The following is a 25,456-nucleotide window of genomic DNA, read 5'->3' as shown; positions in this document are numbered from 1 at the left end:
CACGAGATGCCGTTCGAGAAGATCAACGAGGCGTTCGAGCTGCTGCACGAGGGCAAGAGCATTCGTACCGTGCTTCGCTATTGATAGGCGACCGAGCCGCGCCGCTAGCATAACAGGCGCCCGAAACCGCGCCGTACAGGTCGAATGGGTCCCGGTACGGCGCGGCTGCTATACGCGTCCGCAAAGTGCGTAGGGCCTGGTAAGCTGCCCGTTGAGGGTGACCGTAAGGAGACTACACCATGACCATGACCGAGAATCTCGAGCCGGTATCGAGCAACAAGAGCTTCGGCGGCTGGCACAAGCGCTACCGGCATCGTTCGCGGGCGCTGGATTGCGAGATGGAGTTCGCCATCTATCTGCCACCACAGGCCGAGACGGAGCGCGTACCGCTACTGTGGTGGCTGTCGGGGCTGACCTGCACCGACGAGAACTTCATGCAGAAAGCGGGCGCGCATCGTGTAGCGGCTGAGCTCGGCATTGCCATCGTCTGCCCCGATACCAGTCCGCGAGGTACCGATCTCCCGGGCGAGCACGATAGCTATGACTTCGGTTCGGGGGCAGGCTTCTACGTCAATGCCACCCAGGAGCCCTGGAAACAGCACTATCGAATGTATGACTACGTGGCCGAGGAGCTGCCCTCGGTGGTGCGTCAGCATTTTCCGGTCAATGGACGGGAAGCGATCAGCGGTCACTCGATGGGTGGTCATGGGGCGCTCACCCTGGCGCTGCGCCGCCCTGGGCATTACCGCTCGGTGTCGGCTTTCTCGCCGATCGTCAATCCCACCCAGTGCCCTTGGGGCCGCAAGGCCTTCCGTGAATATCTGGGCGACGATCCCGGTGCATGGACGCAGTACGATGCCTGCGAATTGGTGGCCAAAGGCGCTTCGAGCCAGCATCTCTTCATCGACCAGGGGGAGGCGGACCAGTTCCTGGAGGAGCAACTCAAGCCAGAGCGCCTCGAGGCGGTATGTGAAGAACACGATCACCCCCTGACGCTGCGTCGTCAGCCAGGGTATGATCATAGCTATTTCTTCATCGCCACCTTCATCGAGGATCACCTGCGCTACCATGCCGAGCATCTCCACAAGCGCTGAGCGCTCCACCCGCCAGGGTGGTACATGATCCAGGACTGGTTGTATCGCGCGCTACGTTGGGCGGCCCTTGTCGGGGCCGCCTTCGTCGTACTGTCCATTATCATGGTGGTCTTGCTGCGGTATGTGCCGGTATACGGCTCCATGGTAATGCTCGAACGCAAGGTCGAAGCGTGGGTGGCCGGAGAATCGCTGCCCATCCGGCATCAGTGGCGCCCCTGGGAGGAGCTCTCCGGCCATGCCAAGCTCGCGGTGATCGCCGCCGAGGATCAGCGCTTTGCCGTTCATCATGGTTTCGATGTGGACGAGATGCGCCGGGCCTGGGAGGCGAGCCGCAACGGGGAGCGCCTGCGTGGGGCCAGCACCATCAGTCAGCAGACCGCCAAGAACCTGTTCCTGTGGACGGGACGCAACTGGGTGCGCAAGGGGTTCGAAGCCTGGTTCACCATACTGATCGAGGCGCTATGGCCGAAGCAGCGTATCTTCGAGGTCTACCTCAATATCGTCGAGTGGGATCATGGTGTGTTCGGCCTGGAGGCTGCCGGCCAGCACTACTTCGGGGTTTCCGCCGATCGCCTCAACGAGATGCATGCCAGCCGCCTGGCGGCGATCCTGCCCAATCCCAGGGGCTGGGACGCCAGCCGGCCCGGGCCACGCGTGGAACGCCGCAGCCAGTGGATTCGCCAGCAGATGCGTAACCTCGGTGGGGTGCACTATCTCGACCAACTGACGGCCGATTGACCTCAACCTGGGAATGGCCGGATTTAGCGGCGTGCCTGTCCGCGTGCCGCTAGAACAACACCCACAATGGTAATGGCCATACCGACCAGCGCCATCAGCGGCAGGTGTTCGTCGAATAGCAACCAGGCCTGTAGTGCCGTGACGGGCGGCACGAGGTAAAAGAGGCTGGCGACGCGCGAGGCTTCGCCGCGACGAATCAGTGCCATCAGCAACAGAATGGCAGCGATGGAAAGGACCAGCACCAGCCAGCCCAAGGTCAGCACGAAGGTTGGTGCCCACTCGATGTGGCGTTCCTCGAGCAGCAGGGCACCGAGGCCGAGCACTGCACTGGCGGAGAGATACTGCACCACCGTGCCCGAGAGCAGCGGCATGCCGGTGCAGAAGCGCTTCTGATAGAGCGTGCCCAGGGTAATGCCCGTCAGGGCGACGAGAACGCAGGCCAGGGCAGCGAAACCGAAGCCCTGGAACAGGGCGGCACCCGGATCGAGCTTGCTGCCCAGTACCATGGCGATGCCGGCCAGCCCCAAGGCCAATCCCAGCCATTGGATGGCAGTGATGCGCTCGCCCAGCAAGGGGCCTGCCAGAGTGGCAGTCAACAGCGGCTGCAGGCCGACAAGTAGCGCCGTGAGGCCCGCCGGCATGCCCAGATAGATGCCATAGAAGACGCCGCCGAGATAGGCCGCATGGACCAGCAAACCCGATACGGCGATATGCCCCCATAGCCTCCAGCTCGTCGGCCAGCCGCTTCCCATCAGTTTCACTAGAGGAATCAGCAGGGCGAGAGTCAGCACGAAGCGAACGAAGAGGAAGGTAAAGGGTTCGGCGTGGGGCAGGCCGAACTTGGCGCCAATGAACCCGGTACTCCACAGAGCCACGAACAGCACCGGCATGCTGGCCAGCAGCGCGGTGTCGAGACGAGAGTTGGCGGACGACGTCATGAGGGAAAGCGGTCCTTGTACACAGACAATCGGGCTGTTGAAGATACGTGTTTGGCGAAACAGGCGAAAGCTAGCAGGTTAACTTTTTATCGAAGCGTTTCGCTATGGGCGCACAAGCCAATGTTTATTTACATTACGTAACATAAAAAACTGAACTCCATTCGTTCCCTTCCGTCAGACTTCCTACACTCACAGCAACTCCCTTTGGAGGTATTCATGCAACGGATGACTGCACTGTTCTCGGCCGCCCTGCTCACCGCCGGGCTGATGACCGTACAGGCGCACGCTCAGCAGGACCCCGCCCAGGATCCTGCCGGCCAGCCGCAAGCGCAGGCACCCGCACAGGACTTCTCCGACGATCAGCTGCAGCAGTTTGCCGATGCCTCCCAGGAAATCGCGGTGATTTCCCAAGAGTACACCGAGCGTCTGCATGCGGCCGAAGACGAGCAGGCCCAGCAGGAAGTGCGCATGGAAGCCAACGACAAAATGGTCGAAGTGGTCGAGGATAATGGCCTCGACGTGGATACCTTCAACGCCATCGGTCATGCCATCCAGCAGGATCCTGAGCTGATGCAGCGCGTGCAGCAGATGGCCGAGCAGTCGTAAATCGACCTGCGCCATCCAAGTGAGAAAGGCCACCCTCGGGTGGCCTTTCTTGTGTCGGGAGTCTATGGCGCTCTACCCTCAGGGTATGATGAATGCTTGGCATCGCCAGTTGGAGCCTGACAGGACATGGATGCGGAACTACTCGAAATTCGGCAGCACATGGGGCGATTCCCCCCTTTCGATGCCCTCGATGACGAACTGCTCGACAGCGTGGCCGGGCGAGTCGAGGTGAGTTATTTCAAGGCCGGCTCCGACATACTCCAGCTCGACCAGGAACTTCATGAACTTTGCTATATCCGTAGTGGAGCGGTGGAGGTTCGGCGGCGTACGGGCGATCTCTACGATCGCCTGGGCGAGGGCGACATCTTTGGCCATTTCAGTCTGCTGAGAAACAATCGGGTGCGCTTCCCTGCCCGCGCGTTGGAAGACACCCTGATCTATCACATCCCCGAGACGGTCTTTCAGCACCTGTGCGAAGCCGACGAAAATTTTGCCGATTTCGTAGAGCTGGAGCGCCCGCGGCTGGAAGCGGCGGTGGAGGAGCACAAGAAGGCCAACGACATGATGATCACACGGGTGCGCAAGCTGGTCACGCGCTACCCGGTGATGGTCGAGGCGGGCGCGTCGATTCAGGAGGCGGCACGCCAGATTACCGAAGCTCAGGCCTCGGCAGCGTTGATTCTCGACGAGCCGGACGGCGACCCGCGGTATACCTTCTTCGACAGCGAGGATCGCCCTTGGCGACTACGCGGCATCCTGACCGATAGCGATTTTCGTACTCGTATCGTGGCGGAGGGGCTATCGCCGGATACGCCCGTGGGCGAGCTGGCGAGCGGACGGCTGATCACCATCCAATCGGACGAATCGGTGCACGAAGCCATGCTGTGCATGCTGCGTAACAACATCCACCATTTGCCGGTGCTGTATCGGCGCCGTCCGGTGGGGATCGTGCATCTGTCCGATATTATCCGCTACGAGACCCACAGCAGCCTCTATCTGGTCAGCAATATCTTTCACCAGTCCAGTATCGAAGGGTTGGCCCGGTTGGCACCCGACGTACGTGCGGCGTTCATGCGCATGGTGGATGAGGGAGCCAACTCGCAGATGGTCGGGAGCGCCCTGTCCACTATCGGTCGCAGCTTCGTGCGTCGCCTGCTGGAGCTGGCCGAGGAGACGCTGGGGCCGCCGCCAGTGGCGTACTGCTTCATGGTCAATGGGTCCATGGCGCGCAACGAGCAGACCATCGTCACCGACCAGGACAATGCCCTGATCCTCGCCGACGACTTCGAACCAGCGCGGCACGATGCCTACTTCCTTGCCCTGGCACAGTTCGTCAGTGATGGCCTGGCGGCCTGCGGCTATGCCTACTGCAAGGGCGACGTGATGGCGACCAATCCCCAGTGGCGCCAGCCGGTGTCTGTCTGGAAGCGTTATTTCACCGAGTGGATAGAGTCGCCGACACCGGAGCGGCTACTGCACTGTTCGATCTTCTTCGATCTCGACAGTGCCTATGGCGAGGAGGCCTACGTCGAGCAACTGCAGGATGTGATTGCCACGAAGGCGCCGGATAGTCCTCGCTTCCTGGCAGCCATGGCGCGTAACGCACTGAATCGTAAGCCGCCGCTGGGCTTCTTTCGCACCTTTGTGATGGAGAAGGATGGCAAGCACAATAACTCGATCAATCTCAAGCGCCGGGGAACGGCTCCGTTGGTCGATCTGATCCGTGTCCATGCGCTGGCCTGCGGCTCGCGTGCCCAGAACAGCTTCGAGCGGCTAGATGATATTGCCGCCACACAATTGCTGGCTCCAGGCGTCGGCGACAAGCTGCGCTATGCCATGGAGTTGCTCTCCATGGTGCGGCTTCGCCATCAGGTCTTCGACCTGCAGCATGAGCATGAGCCGGACAACAACATCGAGCCGGAAAACGTTGCCGACAATGAGCGTCACCACTTGAAGGATGCCTTTCAGGTATTGAGCCATGCCCAGAAATTCCTGAAGTATCGCTACCCGGTGCCGGCGCACACTGGCCGAGCGCGCTGAGCCATGCTGTCTCACCGATTGACTGCGCGCTCGCAGGGCCATGAGTGGCCCTCCTACATGCAGCGCCGGGCGGCCGAAGTGCGGGATCCTTCGCTGGAGGCGTTCTTCGCGGCGGGCTGTCCAGCTCCCGAGACGCCAATTGGCGAGGCGCCGCTGGTGGCCCTGGATCTGGAAACCACCGGCCTCGACGTGCAGCGACATGCCATCGTCAGCATCGGCCTGGTGCCCTTCAGCCTGAGGCGAATCCCTGTGGCCGAGCGGCGCTACTGGGTGGTGCGCCCCAGCCGCCCGCTATCCGAGGCCTCGATAACCTATCACCACATCACGCACTCTGAAGTGGCCAAGGCACCGGACCTGGAGGAGATCCTGCCCGAGCTGCTCGAGGCACTGGCGGGGCGAATCGTCGTGGTGCACTTTCGACACATCGAGCGGCCCTTTCTCGATGAGGCGATCAAGGCGCGGCTGGGAGAGGGAGTTCGGTTCCCGATGATCGATACGATGTCGCTGGAAGCCCGTCTTCATCGGCTTTCGCTGTGGTCGCGCCTGAGGCGCTGGATGCGGCGCCCGCCCGTTTCGATACGCCTGGGCGACAGTCGTCGGCGCTACGGGTTGCCTGATTATCAGGGGCATCATGCCATGATTGATGCACTGGCAACGGCCGAGCTGTTCCAGGCTCAGGTGGCGAGGCACTACGATCCCATGCATCCCGTCAGCGCGCTATGGACCTAGCCTCATAGCCAGAGTTCGGCGAAAGTATCGCCATCCACGGGGCGGCCGAAATGAAAACCTTGGACTCCGGTACAGCCCAGTGCACGCAAGGCCTCGGCCTGTTCGGCGGCTTCGACGCCCTCGGCCACCGTCAGCATGCCCAGGGTCTGGGCCATGGCGATGATGGTGGACACGATGGCGTGATCATGGCTGCTCTTGAGCATGTCCTGGACGAAGGACATGTCGATCTTCAGGGTGTCGGCGGCAAAGCGCTTGAGGTAGGACAGTGATGAATAGCCCGTGCCGAAGTCATCGATCGCCAGGCTGAACCCCGCCTTGCATAGTGCCCTGGTGATTCGCACCGTCTGCTCGGGGTTGCGCATCAGGCCGCTTTCGGTGAGTTCCAGCCCCAGCTTGCCTGGGGCAATGCGTGTGGCGATACGCTGGATATGCTCGGCCAGGCGCGGGTCGTCCATCTGCTGGGCCGAGACGTTGACACTCAGCCGGCCGGGGAACGGCTTGCCCTGACGCTCCCAGGCCATGAGCTGTTGGCAGGCAGCTTCCAGCACCCATTCGCCCAAGGCACAGATGAGGCCCTGCTCCTCCGCCAACGGAATGAAGGTGCCTGGGCTGACGTGGCCCAGGATCTCGTCATGCCAGCGGCACAAGGCTTCGGCGCCGGTCAGCTTGCCTGTCTTGAGGCTGAACTGGGGCTGGAAGGCGAGCGTTAGCTTACCCTTGGCCAAAGCCTCGCTGAAACGTAGCTGCAGCAGCTCGTACTGGTGGAGCTCGTCCGCCATGGTGGCGGTGAAGAAGCGCGTACGGCTACTGTCCCGTTTGGCATGGTTGAGCGCGATACTGGCGTGCTGGAACAGCGATTGGGCATTGTCGGCATCGCGGGGGAACAGCGCTGCGCCGACACTGGCGGAAATCGAGAAGCTGCGTTCCGACAACTGGATCGGCGCAGTGAGACTGTTGCGATAACGCTCGATGGCGTGAGCCATGGCAGCTGGCCGGGTGTCGGTGAGCAATACCATGAACTCGTCCCCCCCCAGGCGGGCGACAAACTCTCCTGGTTCGGCCTGGGCGCCCAAGCGACCGGCAATCTCGGCCAGTATGAGATCACCCAGTTCGTGTCCCTGGGTATCGTTGATCTGACGGAAGCGCTGCAGGTCGAGATAGAGCAGCCCCAGGTTGTTGTCACGCAAACGGGCCTGTTCGCAGGCTTCCTCCAGCCGCTCCATGAAGTAGCGTCGGTTGGGCAAGCCCGTGACGCTGTCCCAATAGATGAGCTGCTGAATGCGGTAGTCGCTGCTGCGTCGCTTCTCCTCCTCTGCCCGCCGCGCCATCTCGGCGCCAGCCTGGGTAGCGGCAATGCGCAACACTTCCGAGGCATAGGCAGCCAGCTCGAGAGGATGGCTGGAGAGAACCGCGAGCAGGCCGACGAGATGCCCTTGTGGCGCACGTAGCGGAATGCCAATGTAGCTCTCGACCCCGAGCTCTTGCAGCATGACGTCGTCCGGAAAGCGTTGACGAACGCCATCGGAAAATTTGCAGATTTGGTCATTCAACACGTGCTCGCATGGCGTGCCAGCCAGAGCATATACCGAAGTGGGCTGAAACGAGCCCTTCGACCAGAAGGCGACGGTCCTGATGGAGGCACTGTCGGAAAGCAGCTTTCCGATGAGCACATGCTCCCCATCAAGAATCGTGGATAAGCGTTCGACCAGATGATCGAACGCTTGGGGAGTGCCGGCCTTGCCCAAGCCATCGGCGAGCAGACGAAAGGCGTCTTCGGGGGCCATCATGGGCGTAGAACGGCTCCTTAAGCATAGTTGTAATGATCTACTCGAAATATGCCCGAAGCGCTAGCACGTTGCTAGTGGCTGTTAGGCGTATGAAACGCTTGACGAATGAGGATTTTTCAGCTCGGCAGGTGAGGTTCGTTGAGGTTGTTCAGCGAAGACAGCCATATACGTTGGCAAGCTGAAGGAAGGAAGTCGTCAACGACAGACGGCCATCGGGCCGTCTGTCGTTTGGCTATTACCGGTCAGGTGCGTGGCTCGCTCATCAGGCCTTTGACGATGGCATAGCAGCCGACCAGGAGCACCAGAGTGAAGGGCAATCCCGTCGACACGGCCATTGCCTGCAGGGCGGCGAGACCGCCTCCCAGCAAGAGGGCAATCGCGATGACGCCCTCGATGATGGCCCAGAATACCCGCTGTGGCTTGGGTGCATCGACCTTGCCCCCAGCGGTGATGGTATCGATCACCAGCGAGCCGGAATCCGACGAGGTGATGAAGAATACCACCACCAGCACAATTCCCACGAACGAAGTGATGGCGGTCAACGGTAGCTCGCCGAGCATGACGAACAGCTGCAACTCGAGGGTCGCGTCGCGCACGCCCTCGAAGCCGTCGCCAACCAACTGGTCGATGGCGGTGCCGCCGAAGGCGGTCATCCACAATACCGAGACCAGCGACGGCACCAGCAGTACGGCGATCAGGAACTCGCGCACGCTGCGTCCACGACTGACGCGCGCAATGAACATGCCGACGAAGGGCGACCAGGAGATCCACCAGGCCCAGTAGAAAGCGGTCCAGCCCTGGCTGAAGTTGGCATCCTCGCGGCCGAAGGGGTTTGACAGCGCCAGCAGGTGAACGGCGTAGGCGCCCAGGTTCTTGAAGAAGCCGGTGAGGATCATCAGGGTTGGGCCCACCAGGATGACGAACAGCAGCAGCAGTATCGCCAAGCCCATGTTGATTTCCGAGAGCCGGCGCACGCCCTTGTCCACCCCGGCCAGGATCGACACGATGGCGACGGCGGTAATGCCGAGTATCAGCAGTACCATGGTGGCGTCCGTCTCGGGTACGCCGAATAGAAAACTGAGGCCGGCCGAAGCCTGGGAGGCACCGAGGCCCAGCGAGGTGGCCAGCCCGAACAGGGTGGCGAACACCGCCAGGATATCGACGATGTGACCGGGCCAGCCCCATACCCGCTCACCCAGCAGCGGGTAGAAGATCGAGCGCATGGTCAACGGCAGACCTTTGTTGTACGAAAAGATGGCCAGCGCCAGTGCCACCACGGCGTAGATCGCCCAAGGGTGAAGTCCCCAATGGTAGATGGTGGCGGCCATGCCCAGGCGAGCTGCGGCTGCTGGGTCGTCCGCGGCGGCACCGAGCGGGGCCCAGTCGGTGCGCACGCCATCCTCGACAGTGGTGCCACCCATGGCCGCACCGAAATGCGACATCGGCTCGGAGACACCGTAGAACATCAAGCCGATGCCCATGCCGGCGGCAAACAGCATGGCGAACCAGCCGCTGTAGCTGAAGTCCGGCTTGGCATGCATGCCGCCAATGCGCACCTTGCCCAGCGGCGACACGATCAGCGCCAGGCACAGCAGCACGAAAACGTTCCCGGCGAGCAGGAAGAACCAGTCCAGATTAGCGGTGAGCCAGTCACGCACGGCCGTGAACAGCGGCTCGACCTGATCCTGCAGAGCAAGGGTCAGGACCACGAAAAACACCGTGACCAGAGCCGAAATGGTAAAGACCTTGCCGTGCAGGTCTATGCTGAAGCCGAGCTTGTCGGTGGCCAGATTATCCTGTCCGATGACATAGTCGGTATCGATCAGATTGGCAGGTCCTTCCGGCGCTGGCACGCCTTCCGAGGGTTCCGCCTCCTTGGCGCGTTCGTCGCGAGAATCGTTATCCACGTTACGCTCTCCCATTGAAACGTCGAAGATGTGATGGCAATGAAATGAGTGCTGTCAGGAGCGGGGTGGCCTGATCAGAAAAACCGAGGCATCGGTATGAGTGGCAATCTTGCCACCGTGAGACGGCATGATGACGTCGAGATGCTTCGGTGGGTGGGTCAGCATGACCACGAGATCGGCGCCCACGTCATCAATCGCCTTGATCAGGAGGTCGTCGAGATCGGCGACCGGATCCGAGCTGCTGATGGTGTGGGCGCTGACGGGCTGGCCATGCGCCGTTGCCTGCTGCTGGGCAAACGCCTCCAGCTTCTGCTGGTACTCCTGCGGTGTCCTGGCCACGCTGCTCGGTGCGCTGGAGGTCACCCCGACATAGCAGACCTCGGTCTGATAATGCCGGGCCAGATCGGTCACGGCTTGCAGGGAAGGCTCGAGCACCTTCAGGTGGGCAAGATCGACAGGAACCATGATTTTGCTATACATGTTCGTGCTCTCCTGATTTACGTGATGTCGGCTGTCCGACGAGACGTACGCGGGTGCACGTTAGGGACGTTACACAATGTCAGTGTGGCGGCTTTGGCGCGTGATGCCAGTCCTGGGACCGACGACCCGGAATGTGTCGCAGTACTTATTATGTGAACAAGCATTGTACGCAAGTTACGCGGCGCTGCCGAGACTGTCCTTTGTCCAGGCTGCCGATAGTTAGCGTAACATAAGGTTTTCTTTGGGTAACTGCGAGTTACCCGATATTCCTGCTCCTGTCCCAGGTGTCGTTCAACGCTATTTGGACCTTGCGGGGATTGCGGTCACTGCCTGGAAAGGAATAGGGTTCATGTATTCCGATAAGAACAAGGACCAGCCTGCAAGGAATACTCCTCCTTCGCTTTCGGTTGGCCATTAGTGGGAACCCTGCATGAACGAAAGCCTGCTACAAGAACGCAACGACAACGCAAGGGAAGCTGGTCACGAGACGGATACGCACTTTGCTCGTTTCATCAACGTGCAGAAGAGCTACGACGGGGTCGAGCTGGTCGTCAAGGGCTTCAACCTAGATATACGCCGCGGCGAGTTCGTTACGCTGCTGGGCCCATCCGGATCGGGCAAGACTACGTGCCTGATGATGATGGCGGGCTTCGAGACTCCTACCCACGGCCAGATCCTGCTCAAGGGCGACCCGATCAACGACCTGCCACCGCACAAGCGGGGTATCGGCATGGTCTTCCAGAATTACGCTCTTTTCCCCCATATGTCGGTAGCCGAGAACCTCGCCTTTCCCCTTGAAGTTCGTCGCCTCTCAAAGGCCGAGACCAAGCGCAAGGTCGAACGCGCGTTGGCCATGGTGCGCCTGGAGGATTTCGGCGACCGGCGGCCGGCGCAGCTCTCCGGGGGCCAGCAGCAGCGCGTGGCCTTGGCCCGGGCGCTGGTATTCGAACCCGAGCTGGTGTTGATGGACGAACCGCTGGGCGCGCTCGACAAGAATCTGCGTGAAGAGATGCAGTACGAGATCAAGCGCATCCATGCCGATCTGGGCGTCACCATGATCTACGTGACCCACGACCAGACCGAAGCCTTGACCATGTCCGATCGTATCGCCGTTTTCAACGATGGCATCGTACAGCAGCTTGCCAGTCCCGAAGCGCTCTACGAAGCGCCGGAAAATGCGTTCGTTGCCAACTTCATCGGTGAGAATAACCGTCTTTATGGTGAAGTGACCGAAACCATCGGTGACAGATGCCAGGTCCGTCTCGATAGCGGGGAAACGGTACTGGCCAAGGCCGTCGCAGCGGGAGGCGTCGGGGCACGCACGACCCTTTCCCTGCGCCCGGAGCGCGTCAGCATCGTATCGCAGGAATCCGACGAGTCTTTCGACAACCGCTTCCGAGCCGAAGTCAAGGAAGTGATCTACCTGGGCGATCACCTGCGCACCCGCGTCAACGTTTGCGGCAACGATGAGTTCATTCTCAAGGCACCCAATGCGAAGGGATACGCCTCGCTGAGGCCGGGGCAGTCGGTCGATATCGGCTGGTCCAGTAGTGACTGTCGGGCGCTCGATGCCTGATGCGCTTCAACTTGAAGCTGGGTCAATAAGTACAACAAGTGGAGATAGCAGATGAAACGCAATGACAAGCAAGCAGGGAAACCGGTTCTCAAGCTGATCACATGTGCCGTGGCGGGAGCATCGGCCCTGGGTCTGGCGAGCGTGGCGCAGGCGCAGCAGACACTGAATATCGTCTCCTGGGGCGGTGCCTACACCATGAGTCAGCAGAAGGCCTACCACGAACCGTGGATGGAGCAGACCGGCGACGAGATCATCAACCTCGACCGCAGCGGCAACGCCCTGGCCGGGCTGCGCGCACAGTCGCAGGCGGGCAACGTAACCTGGGATCTGGTCGACATGCTGCCGGCCGATGCCATGATCGCCTGTGCCGAGGGCTTGATCGAGCCGCTGGATCACGACGAACTGCTGGCGGACGCTCCGGACGGCACGCCGCCGAGCGAGGACTTCGTCGACGGTGCCCTGGGCGAGTGTTTCGTCGCCTCGATCGTCTACTCCAACATCGTCGCCTTCAACACCGAAATGTTCCCCGAGGACAACCAGCCCAGCACCATTGCCGATGTCTTCGACGTGGAGAACTTCCCCGGCAAGCGCACCCTGCTGCGCAAGCCGATCAATAACCTCGAGTGGGCACTTGTCGCCGACGGCGTGGCGCCTGAAGACGTCTACGACGTGCTCGAGACGGAGGAGGGCATCCAGCGCGCCTTCGCCAAGCTCGACACCATCAAGGACCACGTGATCTGGTGGGAGGAGGGGGCCCAGCCGCCGCAGTTGCTTGCCGACCAGGAGGTGGCCTTCGGCTCCGCCTACAACGGCCGCATCTTCAATGCCATGGTCTCCGAAAACCAGCCCTTCGAGATCATCTGGGATGCCCAGGTGTTCGAGCTGGATGGCTGGGTGGTCCCAACCGGCAAGCTCGACAAGGTGAAGGACTACCTCCACTTCGCTACCGACACTCAGCGGCTCGCCGACCAGGCCCAGTACATCTCCTACGGCCCGGCCCGCTACTCCTCCTCAGACTTGGTCTCGGTCCACGCCGAGACGGGTATCGACATGATGCCGCACATGCCGACGTTCCCGCCCAACTTTGCGACTGCCATCCAGAAGGACGACGAGTTCTGGGCCGACTACAACGATGAACTGACCCAGCGCTTCGACGCCTGGCTGGCCCAGTAAGACCCGCCGTCGCCCGGGATTTCCCGGGCGACGGCCTTCGCCATCGCGTTTTCCAGTTGCTTCCTTTGCTAGATGGAGAGGCCTGAGTGTCCCAATCGCCCTCTGTTCCCCTGACCACCGCTGATGGCGTGCCGCTCAAGACCAGCCTGCGGCGCGCCGTGCGGCGCTCGAAGGTCAAGGCCTTCCTGCTGGTATCGCCATTGCTGTTGTTCCTGGGAATTGCATTCGTCATGCCGATCGTCGAAATGCTGTGGCGCAGCGTCGACAATCCCGAAGTCTCCACACAGCTGTCGCGCACCGTCACCGCCCTGGAAGGCTGGAATGGCGACGCGCTACCCGACGAGCCGGTCTTCGCCGCCTTGGTGGAAGATCTGCGAGAGGGGCAGGCCGCACGCAACCTGGGGCTCTTGTCGAGTCGCCTGAACTACGAGAAATCGGGCATGCGCTCGGCGATCAACCGTACGGCTCGCCAATTGCGTGCCGTCGAGCCGCCTTTTCGTGAAGCGCTGATCGAGATCAATGACACTTGGGGCGAGCTAGAAACCTGGCGGCTGATCCAGCGCGAGGCAACTCCCTACACGCTCTCCTATTACCTGGCGGCGGTGGACCGCCAGCTCACGCCGATGGGCGAGATCGTTCAGGTACCGGACCATCTCAAGGTGCACGTCGGGCTGTTCTGGCGCACCTTCTGGATGAGTGCAGTGATCACTGGCCTGACGCTGCTGCTCGGCTACCCGATCGCCTTCCTGCTGACGAGCTTGCCACTGCGCCATTCGAACCTGTTGATGATTCTGGTCCTGCTGCCGTTCTGGACCTCGCTGCTGGTGCGTACCACCACCTGGATCGCGATCCTGCAATCCCAGGGCGTACTCAACGATGTCATGGTAGCCCTTGGCGTGATTGCCGACGAGGCGCGCTGGCAGATGATTCACAACAAGGCCGGCACCATCATTGCCATGACCCATATCTTGCTGCCGTTCATGATCCTGCCACTCTACTCGGTGATGAAAACCATTCCGCCCAGCTATATGCGTGCGGCTCGCTCGTTGGGCGGCAAGCCTTTCCTGAGCTTCCGGCGAGTCTACTTCCCGCTGACCATTCCGGGCATAGCCGCTGGGGGCATCCTGGTGTTCATCCTGTCGATCGGCTACTACATCACGCCGGCGCTGGTGGGCGGTCAGTCAGGGCGCTTCATTACCAACTACATCGCCTATCACATGCAGACCTCGCTCAACTGGGGGTTGGCTGCGGCCATAGCCTCGATCCTGCTGTTCGTGGTGATCGTCTTCTACATGGTCTTCAATCGCCTGATCGGCGTCGACAAGGTCAAGCTGGGGTAATCCGATGGCCGTTCCTTCTTACGCGACTCGTGGCGAGCGCATCTGGCACTACGTATTCCTGGGCATCTGCGCACTGATCTTCCTGTTCCTGGTGGGGCCGCTGCTCATCATCATCCCGCTTTCGTTCAACGCGCAGCCCTATTTCACCTTCTCGGAGGAAATGCTCAGGCTCGACCCGGCAGGTTACTCGCTGCGCTGGTACGAGGATTTCTTTACGTCCAGCGCCTGGCTAAGCTCGATCAAGAACAGCTTCATCATCGGTATTGCCTCGACGATCCTGGCCACGATCCTGGGTACGGTCGCCGCGCTGGGGCTCTCCAACCGGCACATGCCGGCTCGTGGGGCGATCATGGCGCTACTGATCTCGCCGATGATCGTCCCGCTGATCATCTCCGCGGCGGCCATGTTCTTCTTCTTCTCCAAGATCAACCTGGCGCAGACCTATCTCGGCGTGATCCTGGCGCATACCGCGCTTGGCATACCGTTCGTCGTCATTACCGTGACGGCGACCCTGTCGAGCTTCGATACCACCTTGATCAAGGCGGCGCACAGCCTTGGCGCCAACCCCACGCGTACCTTCTTCAGGGTGGTGTTGCCGCTGGTGACGCCGGGTGTCGTTTCCGGTGCCCTGTTCGCCTTCATCACTTCCTTCGACGAGGTAGTGGTGGTGCTGTTCATCTCCGGACCCGCGCAGACCACCATGCCGATCCAGATGTGGTCGGGTATCCGTGAGCAGATCAGCCCGACGATCCTGGCCGTGGCGACCCTGCTGGTACTGCTTTCCATGCTGCTGCTGACGACGCTGGAGCTGTTACGGCGACGCAGCGAGCGATTGCGGGGAATCACACCAGAATAGCGCCTCGGCGCTTTAGATCGATCCCGACCCAAGGGGGCACCAATCGGTGCCCCCTTGGCGTTATTGCGCATATCACAGCCAAGCGAAACCTGAGCGCCTGTGGCAGACCTAGCCATGTGTCAGTTTGCACCACAGAAAAACCTGGCTTGGTGTTCATGGGAGAGAGTGGGTTTTCAATCTATGTGGTTGTTTTTATTTCAATGTTCGTTTTTTTCGTGAAGATGGCATGCCCTGTGCTCCATGTGAGGAGAGGACGAATCAACCCAGGGAGAGATCACATGAGCCATGACAAGCGTGCAAGCAAGTCTGCCAGGCGATTGACAGCCTTGGCCTCGGCAGTAGCTGTGGCGCTGGGAACGCTGTCACTTGCCGGTTGCGGTAATGATGAAGATGAGCTCCCTCCGGTCGAGGAAGAGCGTCCCACCATGGAGGAGCAAGGCTCGCCGATGGAGGATGCTACGTCGGATCCTGGCATCGACCAGACCAATACGGCCTCTGGAGATGGCGCTGCCGAGCCTGTATCCGGCGCCGAAGAGAGCCCGGAAGGTGCGGGTTCGACAGAGCCAGGCGAAGAAGCTTCCAATAGTGACGCAGTTACCAATGACGTAGCTCCCGAAGAGGATCCGCTCCCTGAAGCCGAGCAGGAGCCAATCACTGGCGAACAGCCTGATGGGCAGCAGACCACCATGGAAAGCAACCAGGAAGAGGAGCCCCTCGAGGACGAGGAAGAGCAGGGAGGCGGCTAATCAGTCACCTGTCGATTCAAGTGCCGTCATCGAAATGCATTGAGGGCTCAGGGCAGGAAGCTCATTGAATTCGTCGCAAGGCGATACTCCAGGAGATGTAAGAATGATGTCCAAGGAATTTCTGAAAAAGCTAGGCGTTCTCGGTGTGACCATGGGGCTGACTGCCAGCCCGTTGGCCTTGGCGCAGCAGACACAGACACAGCAGGACGAATTCCAGACGCAGCCAGGTACCGAACAGCCTCAGTTCCCGGCTACCGACGAAGCACCGGGCCATGAGACCGGGCCGGGTGTCGATCCGGGTGACCCCGCGGCACCGGGTATCGATGGCACCACGGCTCCAGGCCAGGATCCGGCCATGCCGGGTACCGAAGCGGATCCAGGCATGCAGCAGGAGCCGGGCATGCAGCAGGAGCCAGGCATGCAGCAGGAGCCGGGCATGCAGCAGCCGGGTACCGAAGCCGCACCGGGCACCGATCCGGCCGCACCTGGTGCGCAAGACGACCCCGGTTTCGGCGAAGGAGCCGAGGCAATGCCGGGAGAGGAGCCCGAGTACGAATACGAGAACGAGGAAGAAGAGTGGGATTATCCAGAGGATGAGAACGACGACGCCTCTTGATCTCTTCGGTTTCGGCCCCGCCGTGTAGCTGGGGCCGGAGGAGCAGGATCGACGCAAGGATGCGTCACTTAAGCATGACGCGCGCAATCGGCTGGCGGCCCGCCACCCTCCCCCCTTGCACCGTCAGCTGGATTGCATGGCGTGCTTCGCCCCCGAGCTCCCACGGGGGCTTTTTTATGCCTGCAACGGCGATGCATCGGACGACACGAACAGCTACTCCTCTTCGAGGCGGCGGTAGAGGGTGCGCCTGGCGATGCCGAGAATATCGGCGGTACGTCGCTTGTTGCCCCCCGTTGCTTCGAGCACTTTCTGGATATAACGCTTTTCGACCTCTTCCAGGCTAGGCCAACTCTGCTGGCCGCTGGTAACCAGCGACTTGCCAGTCTCGATCTGGCGGGTGGACCCACGCTGATCAAGGCCATGTTGGCGAATGCGCTCCGGCAAGTCGGTATGGCTGAGCACGCCGTCTTCCGTCAGGGTCACGGCGCGCATGACGGCGTTCTCGAGTTCGCGTACGTTGCCGGGATAGGGGTAGTCCAGCAAGGTCTGCAGGGCCAAAGGTTCGATGCGCTCGACGCTCTTGTTCTGAGCGCTGGCGTGCTTTTCAATCATGGCGGAGATCAGCCGCTCGATATCCCCTTGACGCTCACGCAGGGGAGGAATGCGAAGCGAGAAGGTTTCCAGGCGATAGAACAGGTCGCTGCGGAAGTTTCCGCTTTCGATCTCCTGCTCCAGGTCGCGATGGGTGGCGGCAATGATGCGGACGTCCACCGCTTCTTCTCTCTCGGCACCGACAGCCTTGATCGTCTTTTCTTGCAGTGCCCGCAGCAGCTTGGCCTGCAGGCCGGGCGACATCTCGCCGATCTCGTCGAGAAAGAGGCTGCCGCCGTTGGCCGCCTGGAAAAGGCCCTGGCGCGAATCGCTGGCGCCGGTAAAGGCGCCTTTCACGTGGCCGAAGAATTCACTCTCCATCAGTTCCGAGGGGATGCTGGCACAGTTGATGGCCACGAAAGGCTCATTGGACCGCGGGCTCTCGGCGTGAATGGCGCGAGCCAGTAGCTCCTTGCCGGTACCGCTCTCACCGAGGATGAGAATGGGCGCATCGCTCTTGGCCAGTCGGGCCGCATCGTGAAAGAGCGCCTGCATTGTCTCGCTTTCACCGACGATGCCATGGAAGTGTCCCGTCGGCTCGCTCTGGTGCAAGCGTTCGGCCAGGCGCCGGTTCTCCAGTACCCGAAAAACCGCTTCTCCCACGCTCTCCAGATCCAGCGGCTTGGTGAGGAAGTCGTCGGCACCGATCTTCAATGCCTCGACGGCCTGGTCGATGGTGCCGAAGGCGGTGATGATGATGAATCCCAAGCGGCTACCTTCATGGCGCAGTTGCTCGAGCAACTGCATGCCGTTCATGCCGGGGAGGCGGACGTCGCTGATAACCAGGGCCACTTCGCTGTGGCTCAAGGTCACGACGGCTTCCTCGGCGCTGCCGACACCCAGCGTCTGGTAACCGGCCTCCTGAAGCTCCTCTTCCAACAGCTCAAGAATGGCGGCGTCATCCTCGACGATGAGTATGGGAAGGTCGGTATGGCTGTGGCTCCCTGTCACGTGGCAGTTCCTCCTTCTTCGGCATCGCTCAGTGGCAGTCCGATTTCGAAGCCGGCTCCCCCCAGTTCGCTGTCGAACACACCGACGGTACCGCCGTGGTCGTTGATGATTCGGTGCACCATGGAAAGCCCCAGGCCGCTACCCTGGCCAACGGGCTTGGTGGTGAAAAATGGGTCGAAGACCTTCGCTTTGTCTTTGTCGACGATACCCGAGCCGTCGTCTTCCACCCATAACGTCAGCCAGCCCTCCTTTTCCTGTGCTCTTATGCGCACACGGCTGACTTCCTTGGCTTGGGCGGCGTTGCGCAGAAGATTGGTCAAAACCTGGATCAGCTGCTGACCGTTGGCCAGCAGCGGAGAAGAAGATGGGGGCAGGTCGAGTTCGAGCCGGATGGCGTTCTGCTCGAAGTCCTCCTCGACCAGTTCGTGCGCCGTGACGACGAGTTCGGTCAGGTTCAGGGACTCTTTTTCGACATTATGGCGGCGCCCCAGCTCCATCAGCTGGCGCACGATCTCGACGATACGCTCCACTTCACTGCGAATTCGTCCCAGCCTGGCCCGGTCGGCGTCGTTGAGCGTGTCGCGTCGGGACAGCCGCTGGGCCTGACCGTTGATCACCGTGAGCGGCGCGCCGATCTCGTGCGCAACCCCGGCAGCCAGCACCCCCAGCTCGGCGAGCTTCTTCGACTTGCGCAGGCGCTTCTCGAGTTCGATCTCCTTGCGCCGACGCGCCTCGATGTCGGCATCCTTCTCGGCCATGGCATCCAGCATGCCGTTCAGGGCCACGGCGAGGCGTTCGTACTCCTGCGGCCCTTTGGCTTCGGCACGCTGGCCCCGGTCGCCGGCCTCGACGCGCTGCATGACGGTAAGCAGACGTTCCAGCGGTCGCTCGATGTGCCGCCGAAAACCCCACCAAATGCCCAGTACGATACCGGCCGCACCGATGACGAAGGCCAGCAGGGCCAGCTGGCTGAGAAACCCGGTGTAGTTCTCGACGCCCGTGTTGAGCCGATTGACCTGCAGTACGCCTTGCACCTCACCGGTGGCCGAAAGCAGCGGCTTCAGCGCCGAGTAGTAGTGCCAGCCGTCGTGCTCGCGGTAGGCGGCTCGCATCTCACCCTGCTCGGCAACTTCGCGAATGGTTTCGGGGCTGAACAGCGCCTGACCCAGCCCGAGGCCGTAGATTTCCCGGCCACTGGCATCGAACACGTAGGCGCCGTAGATGCGGTGGAACGAGAAGGCGGAGTAGAGCGACTCCTCGAGAGGCTCGGTAGCGTTACGTGATAGAGCCTGGCTCAGGGTGGTGCCGATCACGTTGGTGATGACCTGGACTTCCCGCTCCAGGCGATTGCGCACGTTGTCCTCCAGTGACTTGATGGCCACCAGACTGAAGATCAGCAGCGCAAGAAAGAGCGGTGCAATGATGGTCAGAAGTATCAGATTGCGTAAGCGCATGGTGGCTCGTGGACGGTGGTGACGATGATTGCCGTGCCGGATCCCGGGGCCGGCACCGCGCCGGGAATCAATCCACCGGCCTCAGCCGGTAGAGACTGCCCTGCGAATCGTCGTTGATCAGGTAGATGGCACCATCATGACCCTGGTGAACATCGCGTATGCGTCCGATCTGCCCGTCGAGCACCAGCTCCGCGTCGGCGACTCTGTCACCCTCCAGCGTCAGGCGGTACAGCTGCTCGCTGTGCAGCCCCCCGGCCAGCAGGTTGCCCTGCCAGGCTTCGAACATGCTCGAGGTGACCTCGGTCAGGCCGGAGGGGGCGAAGCGATCATCGAAGACATGGATGGGGTCGCGCATGCCAGGCAGGGAATCCTCGCCGATGGGCTGGCGAGCGCCGTAGCTTTTTCCCAGGCTTACCTCGGGCCAACCGTAATTCTCGCCACCGATGAGCAGGTTGAGTTCATCGCCGCCCAGTGGGCCGTGCTCGGTGGCCCAGGCTTCGCCGGCTTGCGTGACTACCAGGCCCTGGGCATTGCGGTTGCCGAGAGTGAAGATCTCGTCGAGTGTTTCCTCGTCATCGACGAAGGGGTTGTCGTCGGGAACACCGCCGGTTTCGGTCAGGCGCAGCACGCTGCCGGCATGGTCGCGGCGATCCTGCGCTCGCGACGGGCTGCCGCGTTCGCCTATGGTCATCAGCAGGGTACCGTCCGGCAGCCAGGCGAGCCGCGAGCCGTAGTGGCGGCCGGGGTCGGCAGGGCGCCCCTGCTCGAACAGCAGCTCGACATCGCTCAGGCCGGAATCGCCGAGCCGGGCACGGCTCAGTGCCGTCACGGTACCGCCTTCGACGGGCTTGCTCCAGGTGAAGTAGATCCAATCGTGCTCGCCGTCACCATAGAGAGGGTGCAGTTCCACGTCGAGCAATCCGCCCTGAATCCGGGCGCTGACCTCGGGCAGGCCCTTCAGATGAGCAATGCTGCCGTCCTCCTCGACCAGCGCCAGTCGCCCCGGGCGCTCACTGACCACGAAGCGGCCGTCGGGCAGCATGATCACGGCCCAGGGATGCTCGAATCCTTCGGCAATGCGCTCCAGGCGCAGCTCAAGATGCTCGGTGGCAATGCGCTCGGCGACGACCTCTGCGGCCTGGGCCGATCCTGCGCTTGCGGCGAAGCACGCCAGCAGCGGAACCGCCAGCCGTTTGCTTGCTTCATGCATGACTCCCTCCCTTGCATTTCGCTACCGCCCCGATAGATAGAGACTCTGGAGCGCTCCGGGCGTTCCCATCGCCCGTACGGTGCCGTTGGCGACTACATCAGGATCGCCAACAGGATCGGCAGGTAGAGCAGGGCCAGCAGCGTCGAGCAGAACACCAGGCTGGCCACGTACTCCGGTTCACGCTTGGCGCGCTGCGCGAACAGGTAATTGAAGACGGCCACCGGCATGCTCATCTGCATCACGAGGATGCTGAGCGCCAACGGCGGCAGGCTCAGCAGCGTGCCGATCCCCCAGGCCAGCAGAGCGGCGACCGGTATGCGCAGCAGGCTGAAGCCGATGCCCGAACGCAGGTTCTTCACCTGAATGCTGGCCAACGAGACTCCCAGCGTGATCAGCATGAGCGGTACGGTGAAGCCCGAGATCAGGTCTACGCTATTGGCCAGCCATCGCGGCAGTTCGGTGTCGCTCAGTAACAGGGCCAGTGCAATCAGGATAGCGTAAACCGTGGGTGTCCTGACCAGGGTTCGCAAGGGATTGCCACTGCTGGCGATGACGGCACCGATGGTGAACTGGAACAGCGAAACCGTGACCATCACCGTGATGCCGAACGCGAAGCCGGCGCTGCCGAAGGCGTAGAGCACCACCGGCAGCCCCATGTTGCCCGTGTTGGGGTACATCATCGGTGCCAGCAGCACCCGCCAATCCCGGCGCAGCAGGCGTGCCATGGCGAAGGTGGCGATACCCATGCTGATCATCACCAGCGCGGTGGCCAGCATGGTACGCCCGAAGCTGCCGGCGTCGATCTCGGCGCCGCTCAGCGAAGCAATGACCAGGGCCGGCGTGCCGATGTTGAAGACCAGGCGGGTGACGAAGTCCACTGGGTAGGGCTGGCCCAGGCGAATCCAGGTGAAGCCCAGGCCGGCGCCGGCCAGAACGGGAGCCATCACGGCAAAAAGGTCGGCGACCATCGAGCATCCTTGGCGGTGAGCAAGCTAAGCATTGTGATGAATACTCCCCTGGCGGTGCAAGTCGCCGATGAACGGCCCCGCCTTGGTATTCGCTGCCATGACCCGGTAAGCTGCGGCTCTTGTTCGCAAGGAATTCTCAAATGCCAACCCATGCTTCCGCCAACAGTTTCCAGGCGCTGGTGCGCCTGGTGCGCTATGCGCGCGGTTACCGGCGCCGCATCGTAGCCGCTACGACCTGCTCCATCATCAACAAGATCTTCGACATCGCACCGGAGATTCTCATCGGCGTGGCCATCGATGTGGTGGTCAACCAGGAGCGAAGCTTCGTCGCCCGGATCGGCTTCGAGACCGCCCAGCAGCAGATCATGGTGCTCGCCGTACTCACCTTCTTCATCTGGGCCGGCGAATCGATCTTCGAATATCTCTACAAGATCCTTTGGCGCAACCTGGCCCAGCGGCTGCAGGCCGACATGCGCCTGGATACCTACGAGCACGCCCAGCGCCTCGACATGGCCTACTTCGAGTCGAAGAGCTCGGGCCAGCTCGTGGCGACCATGAACGACGACGTCAACCAGCTCGAGCGCTTCCTCGACGGCGGCGCCAATGCGCTGATCCAGGTCGGCGTTACCGTGGTCGCGGTGGGTGCGGTGTTCTTCGTCATCTCGCCGCTGATTGCGCTGCTCGCCTTCACGCCGATCCCGTTGATCATCTGGGGCGCCTTCTACTTCCAGCGCAAGGCCGGTCCGCTCTATGCCGACGTGCGCGAGAAGGTGGGCGACCTCGCCAGCCGGCTCTCCAACAACCTTTCCGGCATCGCCACCATCAAGAGTTTCACCAGCGAAGCGCGCGAGGCCGAGCGGCTGCGCCAGGTCAGCGAAGCCTACGTGGAGGCCAACCGTCGCGCCATCCAGGTCAGCTCGGCCTTCATCCCGGTGATCCGCATGGCGATCCTGGCCGGCTTCCTGGCCACCTTCACCGTGGGCGGCATGCAGGCGCTGAACGGCGACCTCAACGTCGGCGCCTACGGCGTGCTGGTGTTCCTCACCCAGCGCCTGTTGTGGCCGCTGACGGGGCTTGCCGAGGTGATCGACCTGTTCGAACGTGCCATGGCCAGTACTCGGCGCATCCTCGACCTGCTCTCGGTGCCGATCACGGTGAAAGACAACCAGGGCCAGCCGCTGGCCGAGCCGGTGCGCGGCGAGGTGAGCTTCGAGAACATCAGCTTCCACTATGCCGCCAGCGGTGTGGGCGTGGATGGCGTGAGCCTGCACGTGCCCGCCGGCAATACCCTGGCGCTGGTGGGCGCCACCGGCTCCGGCAAGTCGACCCTGATGAAGCTGCTGCTGCGCTTCTACGATCCCGAGGCCGGCCAGGTGCGCATCGATGGCCAGCCGATCGGCGAGGTCAGCCTTGCTTCGCTGCGCCAGGCCATCGGACTGGTCAGCCAGGACGTCTACCTGTTCGAGGGCTCGATTCGCGACAACATCGCCTACGCCCGTCCCGAGGCCAGCGAGGCGGAGGTGATCGAAGCGGCACGCACCGCCGAGGCGTGGGAGTTCATCCAGGCCCTGCCCCAGGGGCTCGACACCGCGGTGGGCGAGCGCGGCGTACGCCTCTCCGGCGGCCAGCGCCAGCGCCTCTCGCTGGCCCGCGCACTGCTCAAGGACCCGCCGATCCTGGTACTCGACGAGGCCACCAGCGCGGTGGACAACGAGACAGAGGCCGCCATCCAGCGTTCGCTGGCCAAGATCGGCCACGGCCGCACGGTGATCATGATTGCCCACCGGCTCTCGACCATCGTCCACGCCGACGAGATCGTGGTGGTCGACGGCGGACGGGTCGTGGAGCAGGGCACCCATGCCGAGCTGCTGGCGCGAGACGGCCGCTACGCCGCCCAGTGGCGGGTGCAGACCGGCGCGCTGGAGGAGAGCGAGGCACTGAGCTGAGCGTGTCCAGGCCCACTCCGACGGTGGCGGCGCGCAGCCCGCCACCGTCTTCCCGCTAGATGAACAGGCCCACCCAGACTACCGTCACGACCACCAGCAGGCCCGCCAGTACGCGGTAGTTCTGCCACACTGGCTTGCCGGCGAGTTCGCGCGACTCCTCGCGCCAGGCCGCCTGCGACCACACGTAATCCTTTAGCTCCTCCCGGCTCGGCGCCTCGGTGCTCAGCGAGATGCCAATGAACAGCGACAGGCACAGCAACAGCATGAGGCCGGTGCCGTAGAGGAACTGCAGCTGGTACAGCTCGAAGAGTTCGCCGGCCAGGAAGCCGGTCATGCCGACCGGCGCCCCGATGACCAGGGTCCAGAATGCTGCAGCGCCAGTCGCCCGGTGCCAAAACAGCCCACCGAGGAAGATCATCACCGCCGGCATGGTGACGTAACCCAGAAAAGACTGGAAATACTCGACGATACCCTCGAAGGTCAGGATCACCGGCGCCCATAGCCCGGCAATCACCATGAACACGGCCACCATGCCGCGGCTAATCAGCAACAGCTGCTTTTCGCTGCGCTGCTTTCTGCGCGTCTTGATGAAGTCGTTGACGACCAGCGAGGAAGCGCCGTTGAGCACCGAGTCGAGCGTCGACATCAGCGCAGCGACCAGAGCCGCCAGCACCAGGCCGCGTAGGCCGATAGGCAGGAGGTCGAAGGCCAGCGTGGGCCAGATCAGGTCGGCTTCGGCCAGGTCCGGGTAGATGGCGCGGCCCATGGTGCCGGGAAGAATCAACAGGAACAGCAGCGGCAATTGCAGGAAGCCCGCCAGCAGCGCACCCCAGCGGCCATGGTCGGTACTCTTGGCGGAGAGCACCTTCTGCATCACGATGTGATTGGTGGTCCAGTAGTAGAAACCCAACCACAGCACCCCCGTGAAAATCCCCGGCCAGGGCAGGAAATCGTCGTCCGCCGGCTTGATGACGCTGAAACCGCCCTCCGGCGCTGCGTCCTGCACCGCACCCCAGGAGCCCAGCTCGCGAAAGACCAGGAAGAAGATGACACCACCCGCCACGTAGAGCAGCACGCACTGAATGGTATCGGTGACGATGACCGCTCGCAGCCCGCCTAGGATCACATAACCGCCACCGAGCAGCGCCATGGCGCCAATCAATACGCCCAGCGGCACCTCGGGGAACAGTAGTTGCAGGGTGATGCCGCCGGCAAACAGCGCGCCGGCGCTGTCGATCAGGATGGCGGTAAATATCGAGAACAGCGAAAAGGCATAGCGCGAGCGCTTGTCATAGCGCCGGGCGAGGAACTCCGGCATGGTGTTGACCCGCGAGCGCAGGTAGAACGGCAGGATGAATAGCACGAAGAACACCAGCACCAGCGTGGCCATCCACTCGTAGTTCCACACCGCGATGCCGTCGTGATAGCCGGCGCCCGCCAGGCCGATGTAAGACGTGCCGGAGAGGTTGGCCGAGACCAGGCTGAGCCCGACCAGGGGCCAGATCGTGCCGCGGCCGGCGAGAAAGTAACCCTCCGAATTCTGCTGCTTGCGGCCGGCCCAGAAGCCGATGCCGAGTATCATGATCACATACAGGCCGACGATCACCAGGTCGATATTCGCCAGTTCGAACTCGGGCACGGCTCCCTCCT

21 protein-coding genes are annotated in these 25,456 nt (G+C 62.1%); 12 read left to right on the top strand and 9 right to left on the bottom strand.

Going from position 1 to position 25,456, the window contains the following annotated elements:
- Positions 1-239 precede the first annotated feature (239 nt).
- Positions 240-1,094: an S-formylglutathione hydrolase gene (fghA, locus tag HBJ55_RS12945; RefSeq protein WP_167115373.1), complete on the top strand. Its 855-nt coding sequence runs from the start codon at positions 240-242 to the stop codon at positions 1,092-1,094.
- 24 nt (positions 1,095-1,118) lie between these two features.
- Entirely contained in the window at positions 1,119-1,832 is a 714-nt protein-coding gene (mtgA, locus tag HBJ55_RS12940; RefSeq protein WP_167115370.1) for a monofunctional biosynthetic peptidoglycan transglycosylase, read from the top strand.
- 23 nt (positions 1,833-1,855) lie between these two features.
- On the opposite strand, the gene HBJ55_RS12935 is transcribed toward mtgA, so the two are convergent.
- Entirely contained in the window at positions 1,856-2,770 is a 915-nt protein-coding gene (locus HBJ55_RS12935) for a DMT family transporter (protein WP_167115367.1), read from the bottom strand.
- 216 nt (positions 2,771-2,986) lie between these two features.
- Between HBJ55_RS12935 and HBJ55_RS12930 the strand changes: the two genes are divergently transcribed.
- From HBJ55_RS12930 to HBJ55_RS12920, 3 genes are all read left to right on the top strand, one after another.
- Entirely contained in the window at positions 2,987-3,376 is a 390-nt protein-coding gene (locus HBJ55_RS12930) for a DUF4168 domain-containing protein (protein ID WP_167115364.1), read from the top strand.
- A 126-nt stretch (positions 3,377-3,502) separates the two neighbouring features.
- Positions 3,503-5,416 (top strand): DUF294 nucleotidyltransferase-like domain-containing protein, encoded by a 1,914-nt coding sequence (locus HBJ55_RS12925; RefSeq protein WP_167115361.1) that lies wholly within the window; start codon positions 3,503-3,505, stop codon positions 5,414-5,416.
- Between the two features lie 3 nt (positions 5,417-5,419).
- Positions 5,420-6,145, top strand: a complete 726-nt coding sequence (locus HBJ55_RS12920; protein WP_167115358.1) for a 3'-5' exonuclease — start codon at positions 5,420-5,422, stop codon at positions 6,143-6,145.
- A gap of 2 nt (positions 6,146-6,147) precedes the next feature.
- On the opposite strand, the gene HBJ55_RS12915 is transcribed toward HBJ55_RS12920, so the two are convergent.
- From HBJ55_RS12915 to HBJ55_RS12905, 3 genes are all read right to left on the bottom strand, one after another.
- Positions 6,148-7,932: a putative bifunctional diguanylate cyclase/phosphodiesterase gene (locus HBJ55_RS12915; RefSeq protein ID WP_167115355.1), complete on the bottom strand. Its 1,785-nt coding sequence runs from the start codon at positions 7,930-7,932 to the stop codon at positions 6,148-6,150.
- Positions 7,933-8,174: 242 nt separating this feature from the next.
- Positions 8,175-9,854 carry a BCCT family transporter gene (locus HBJ55_RS12910; RefSeq protein WP_167115352.1) on the bottom strand — a complete coding sequence of 560 codons (1,680 nt, stop codon included), beginning with the start codon at positions 9,852-9,854 and terminating at the stop codon, positions 8,175-8,177.
- A gap of 39 nt (positions 9,855-9,893) precedes the next feature.
- The gene (locus HBJ55_RS12905; protein ID WP_167115348.1) at positions 9,894-10,319 is read right to left on the bottom strand and encodes a universal stress protein; all 426 of its coding nucleotides are present in this window, start codon (positions 10,317-10,319) and stop codon (positions 9,894-9,896) included.
- Between the two features lie 430 nt (positions 10,320-10,749).
- Between HBJ55_RS12905 and HBJ55_RS12900 the strand changes: the two genes are divergently transcribed.
- The 6 genes from HBJ55_RS12900 (at position 10,750) to HBJ55_RS22400 (ending at position 16,626) form a co-directional block, all read left to right on the top strand.
- Positions 10,750-11,895 carry an ABC transporter ATP-binding protein gene (locus tag HBJ55_RS12900; protein WP_167115345.1) on the top strand — a complete coding sequence of 382 codons (1,146 nt, stop codon included), beginning with the start codon at positions 10,750-10,752 and terminating at the stop codon, positions 11,893-11,895.
- A gap of 51 nt (positions 11,896-11,946) precedes the next feature.
- Entirely contained in the window at positions 11,947-13,068 is a 1,122-nt protein-coding gene (locus tag HBJ55_RS12895; protein ID WP_167115342.1) for an extracellular solute-binding protein, read from the top strand.
- 86 nt (positions 13,069-13,154) lie between these two features.
- Complete coding sequence (locus HBJ55_RS12890) at positions 13,155-14,408, top strand: ABC transporter permease subunit (RefSeq protein ID WP_167115339.1); 1,254 nt, start codon at positions 13,155-13,157, stop codon at positions 14,406-14,408.
- Between the two features lie 4 nt (positions 14,409-14,412).
- The gene (locus HBJ55_RS12885; RefSeq protein ID WP_167115336.1) at positions 14,413-15,264 is read left to right on the top strand and encodes an ABC transporter permease; all 852 of its coding nucleotides are present in this window, start codon (positions 14,413-14,415) and stop codon (positions 15,262-15,264) included.
- A 278-nt stretch (positions 15,265-15,542) separates the two neighbouring features.
- The gene (locus HBJ55_RS12880) at positions 15,543-16,010 is read left to right on the top strand and encodes a hypothetical protein (RefSeq protein ID WP_167115333.1); all 468 of its coding nucleotides are present in this window, start codon (positions 15,543-15,545) and stop codon (positions 16,008-16,010) included.
- A 103-nt stretch (positions 16,011-16,113) separates the two neighbouring features.
- A complete protein-coding gene (locus HBJ55_RS22400; protein WP_167115330.1) occupies positions 16,114-16,626 on the top strand; it encodes a hypothetical protein in 513 nt (170 codons plus the stop codon).
- Between the two features lie 213 nt (positions 16,627-16,839).
- Here HBJ55_RS22400 and HBJ55_RS12870 read toward each other — a convergent pair whose 3' ends face one another.
- From HBJ55_RS12870 to HBJ55_RS12855, 4 genes are all read right to left on the bottom strand, one after another.
- Positions 16,840-18,228 (bottom strand): sigma 54-interacting transcriptional regulator, encoded by a 1,389-nt coding sequence (locus tag HBJ55_RS12870; RefSeq protein WP_167115327.1) that lies wholly within the window; start codon positions 18,226-18,228, stop codon positions 16,840-16,842.
- On the bottom strand, positions 18,225-19,682 hold the full coding sequence (locus tag HBJ55_RS12865) for a sensor histidine kinase (RefSeq protein WP_167115324.1): 1,458 nt from the start codon (positions 19,680-19,682) through the stop codon (positions 18,225-18,227). The genes HBJ55_RS12870 and HBJ55_RS12865 overlap by 4 nt, the downstream gene beginning before the upstream one ends.
- A gap of 67 nt (positions 19,683-19,749) precedes the next feature.
- A complete protein-coding gene (locus HBJ55_RS12860) occupies positions 19,750-20,892 on the bottom strand; it encodes a PQQ-dependent sugar dehydrogenase (protein WP_167115321.1) in 1,143 nt (380 codons plus the stop codon).
- A gap of 92 nt (positions 20,893-20,984) precedes the next feature.
- Entirely contained in the window at positions 20,985-21,860 is an 876-nt protein-coding gene (locus HBJ55_RS12855; RefSeq protein WP_167115318.1) for an AEC family transporter, read from the bottom strand.
- Between the two features lie 140 nt (positions 21,861-22,000).
- On the opposite strand from HBJ55_RS12855, the gene HBJ55_RS12850 reads away from it, so the two are divergent.
- Positions 22,001-23,806: an ABC transporter ATP-binding protein gene (locus HBJ55_RS12850; protein ID WP_167115315.1), complete on the top strand. Its 1,806-nt coding sequence runs from the start codon at positions 22,001-22,003 to the stop codon at positions 23,804-23,806.
- 55 nt (positions 23,807-23,861) lie between these two features.
- On the opposite strand, the gene HBJ55_RS12845 is transcribed toward HBJ55_RS12850, so the two are convergent.
- Positions 23,862-25,445, bottom strand: coding sequence for a sodium:solute symporter family transporter (locus tag HBJ55_RS12845; RefSeq protein ID WP_167115312.1), 1,584 nt, complete (start codon positions 25,443-25,445; stop codon positions 23,862-23,864).
- Positions 25,446-25,456: the final 11 nt, after the last annotated feature.

The organism is Billgrantia bachuensis (assembly GCF_011742165.1).
GTDB classification, from domain to species: domain Bacteria; phylum Pseudomonadota; class Gammaproteobacteria; order Pseudomonadales; family Halomonadaceae; genus Halomonas; species Halomonas bachuensis.
This window is presented reverse-complemented; position numbering and strand designations above follow the sequence as displayed.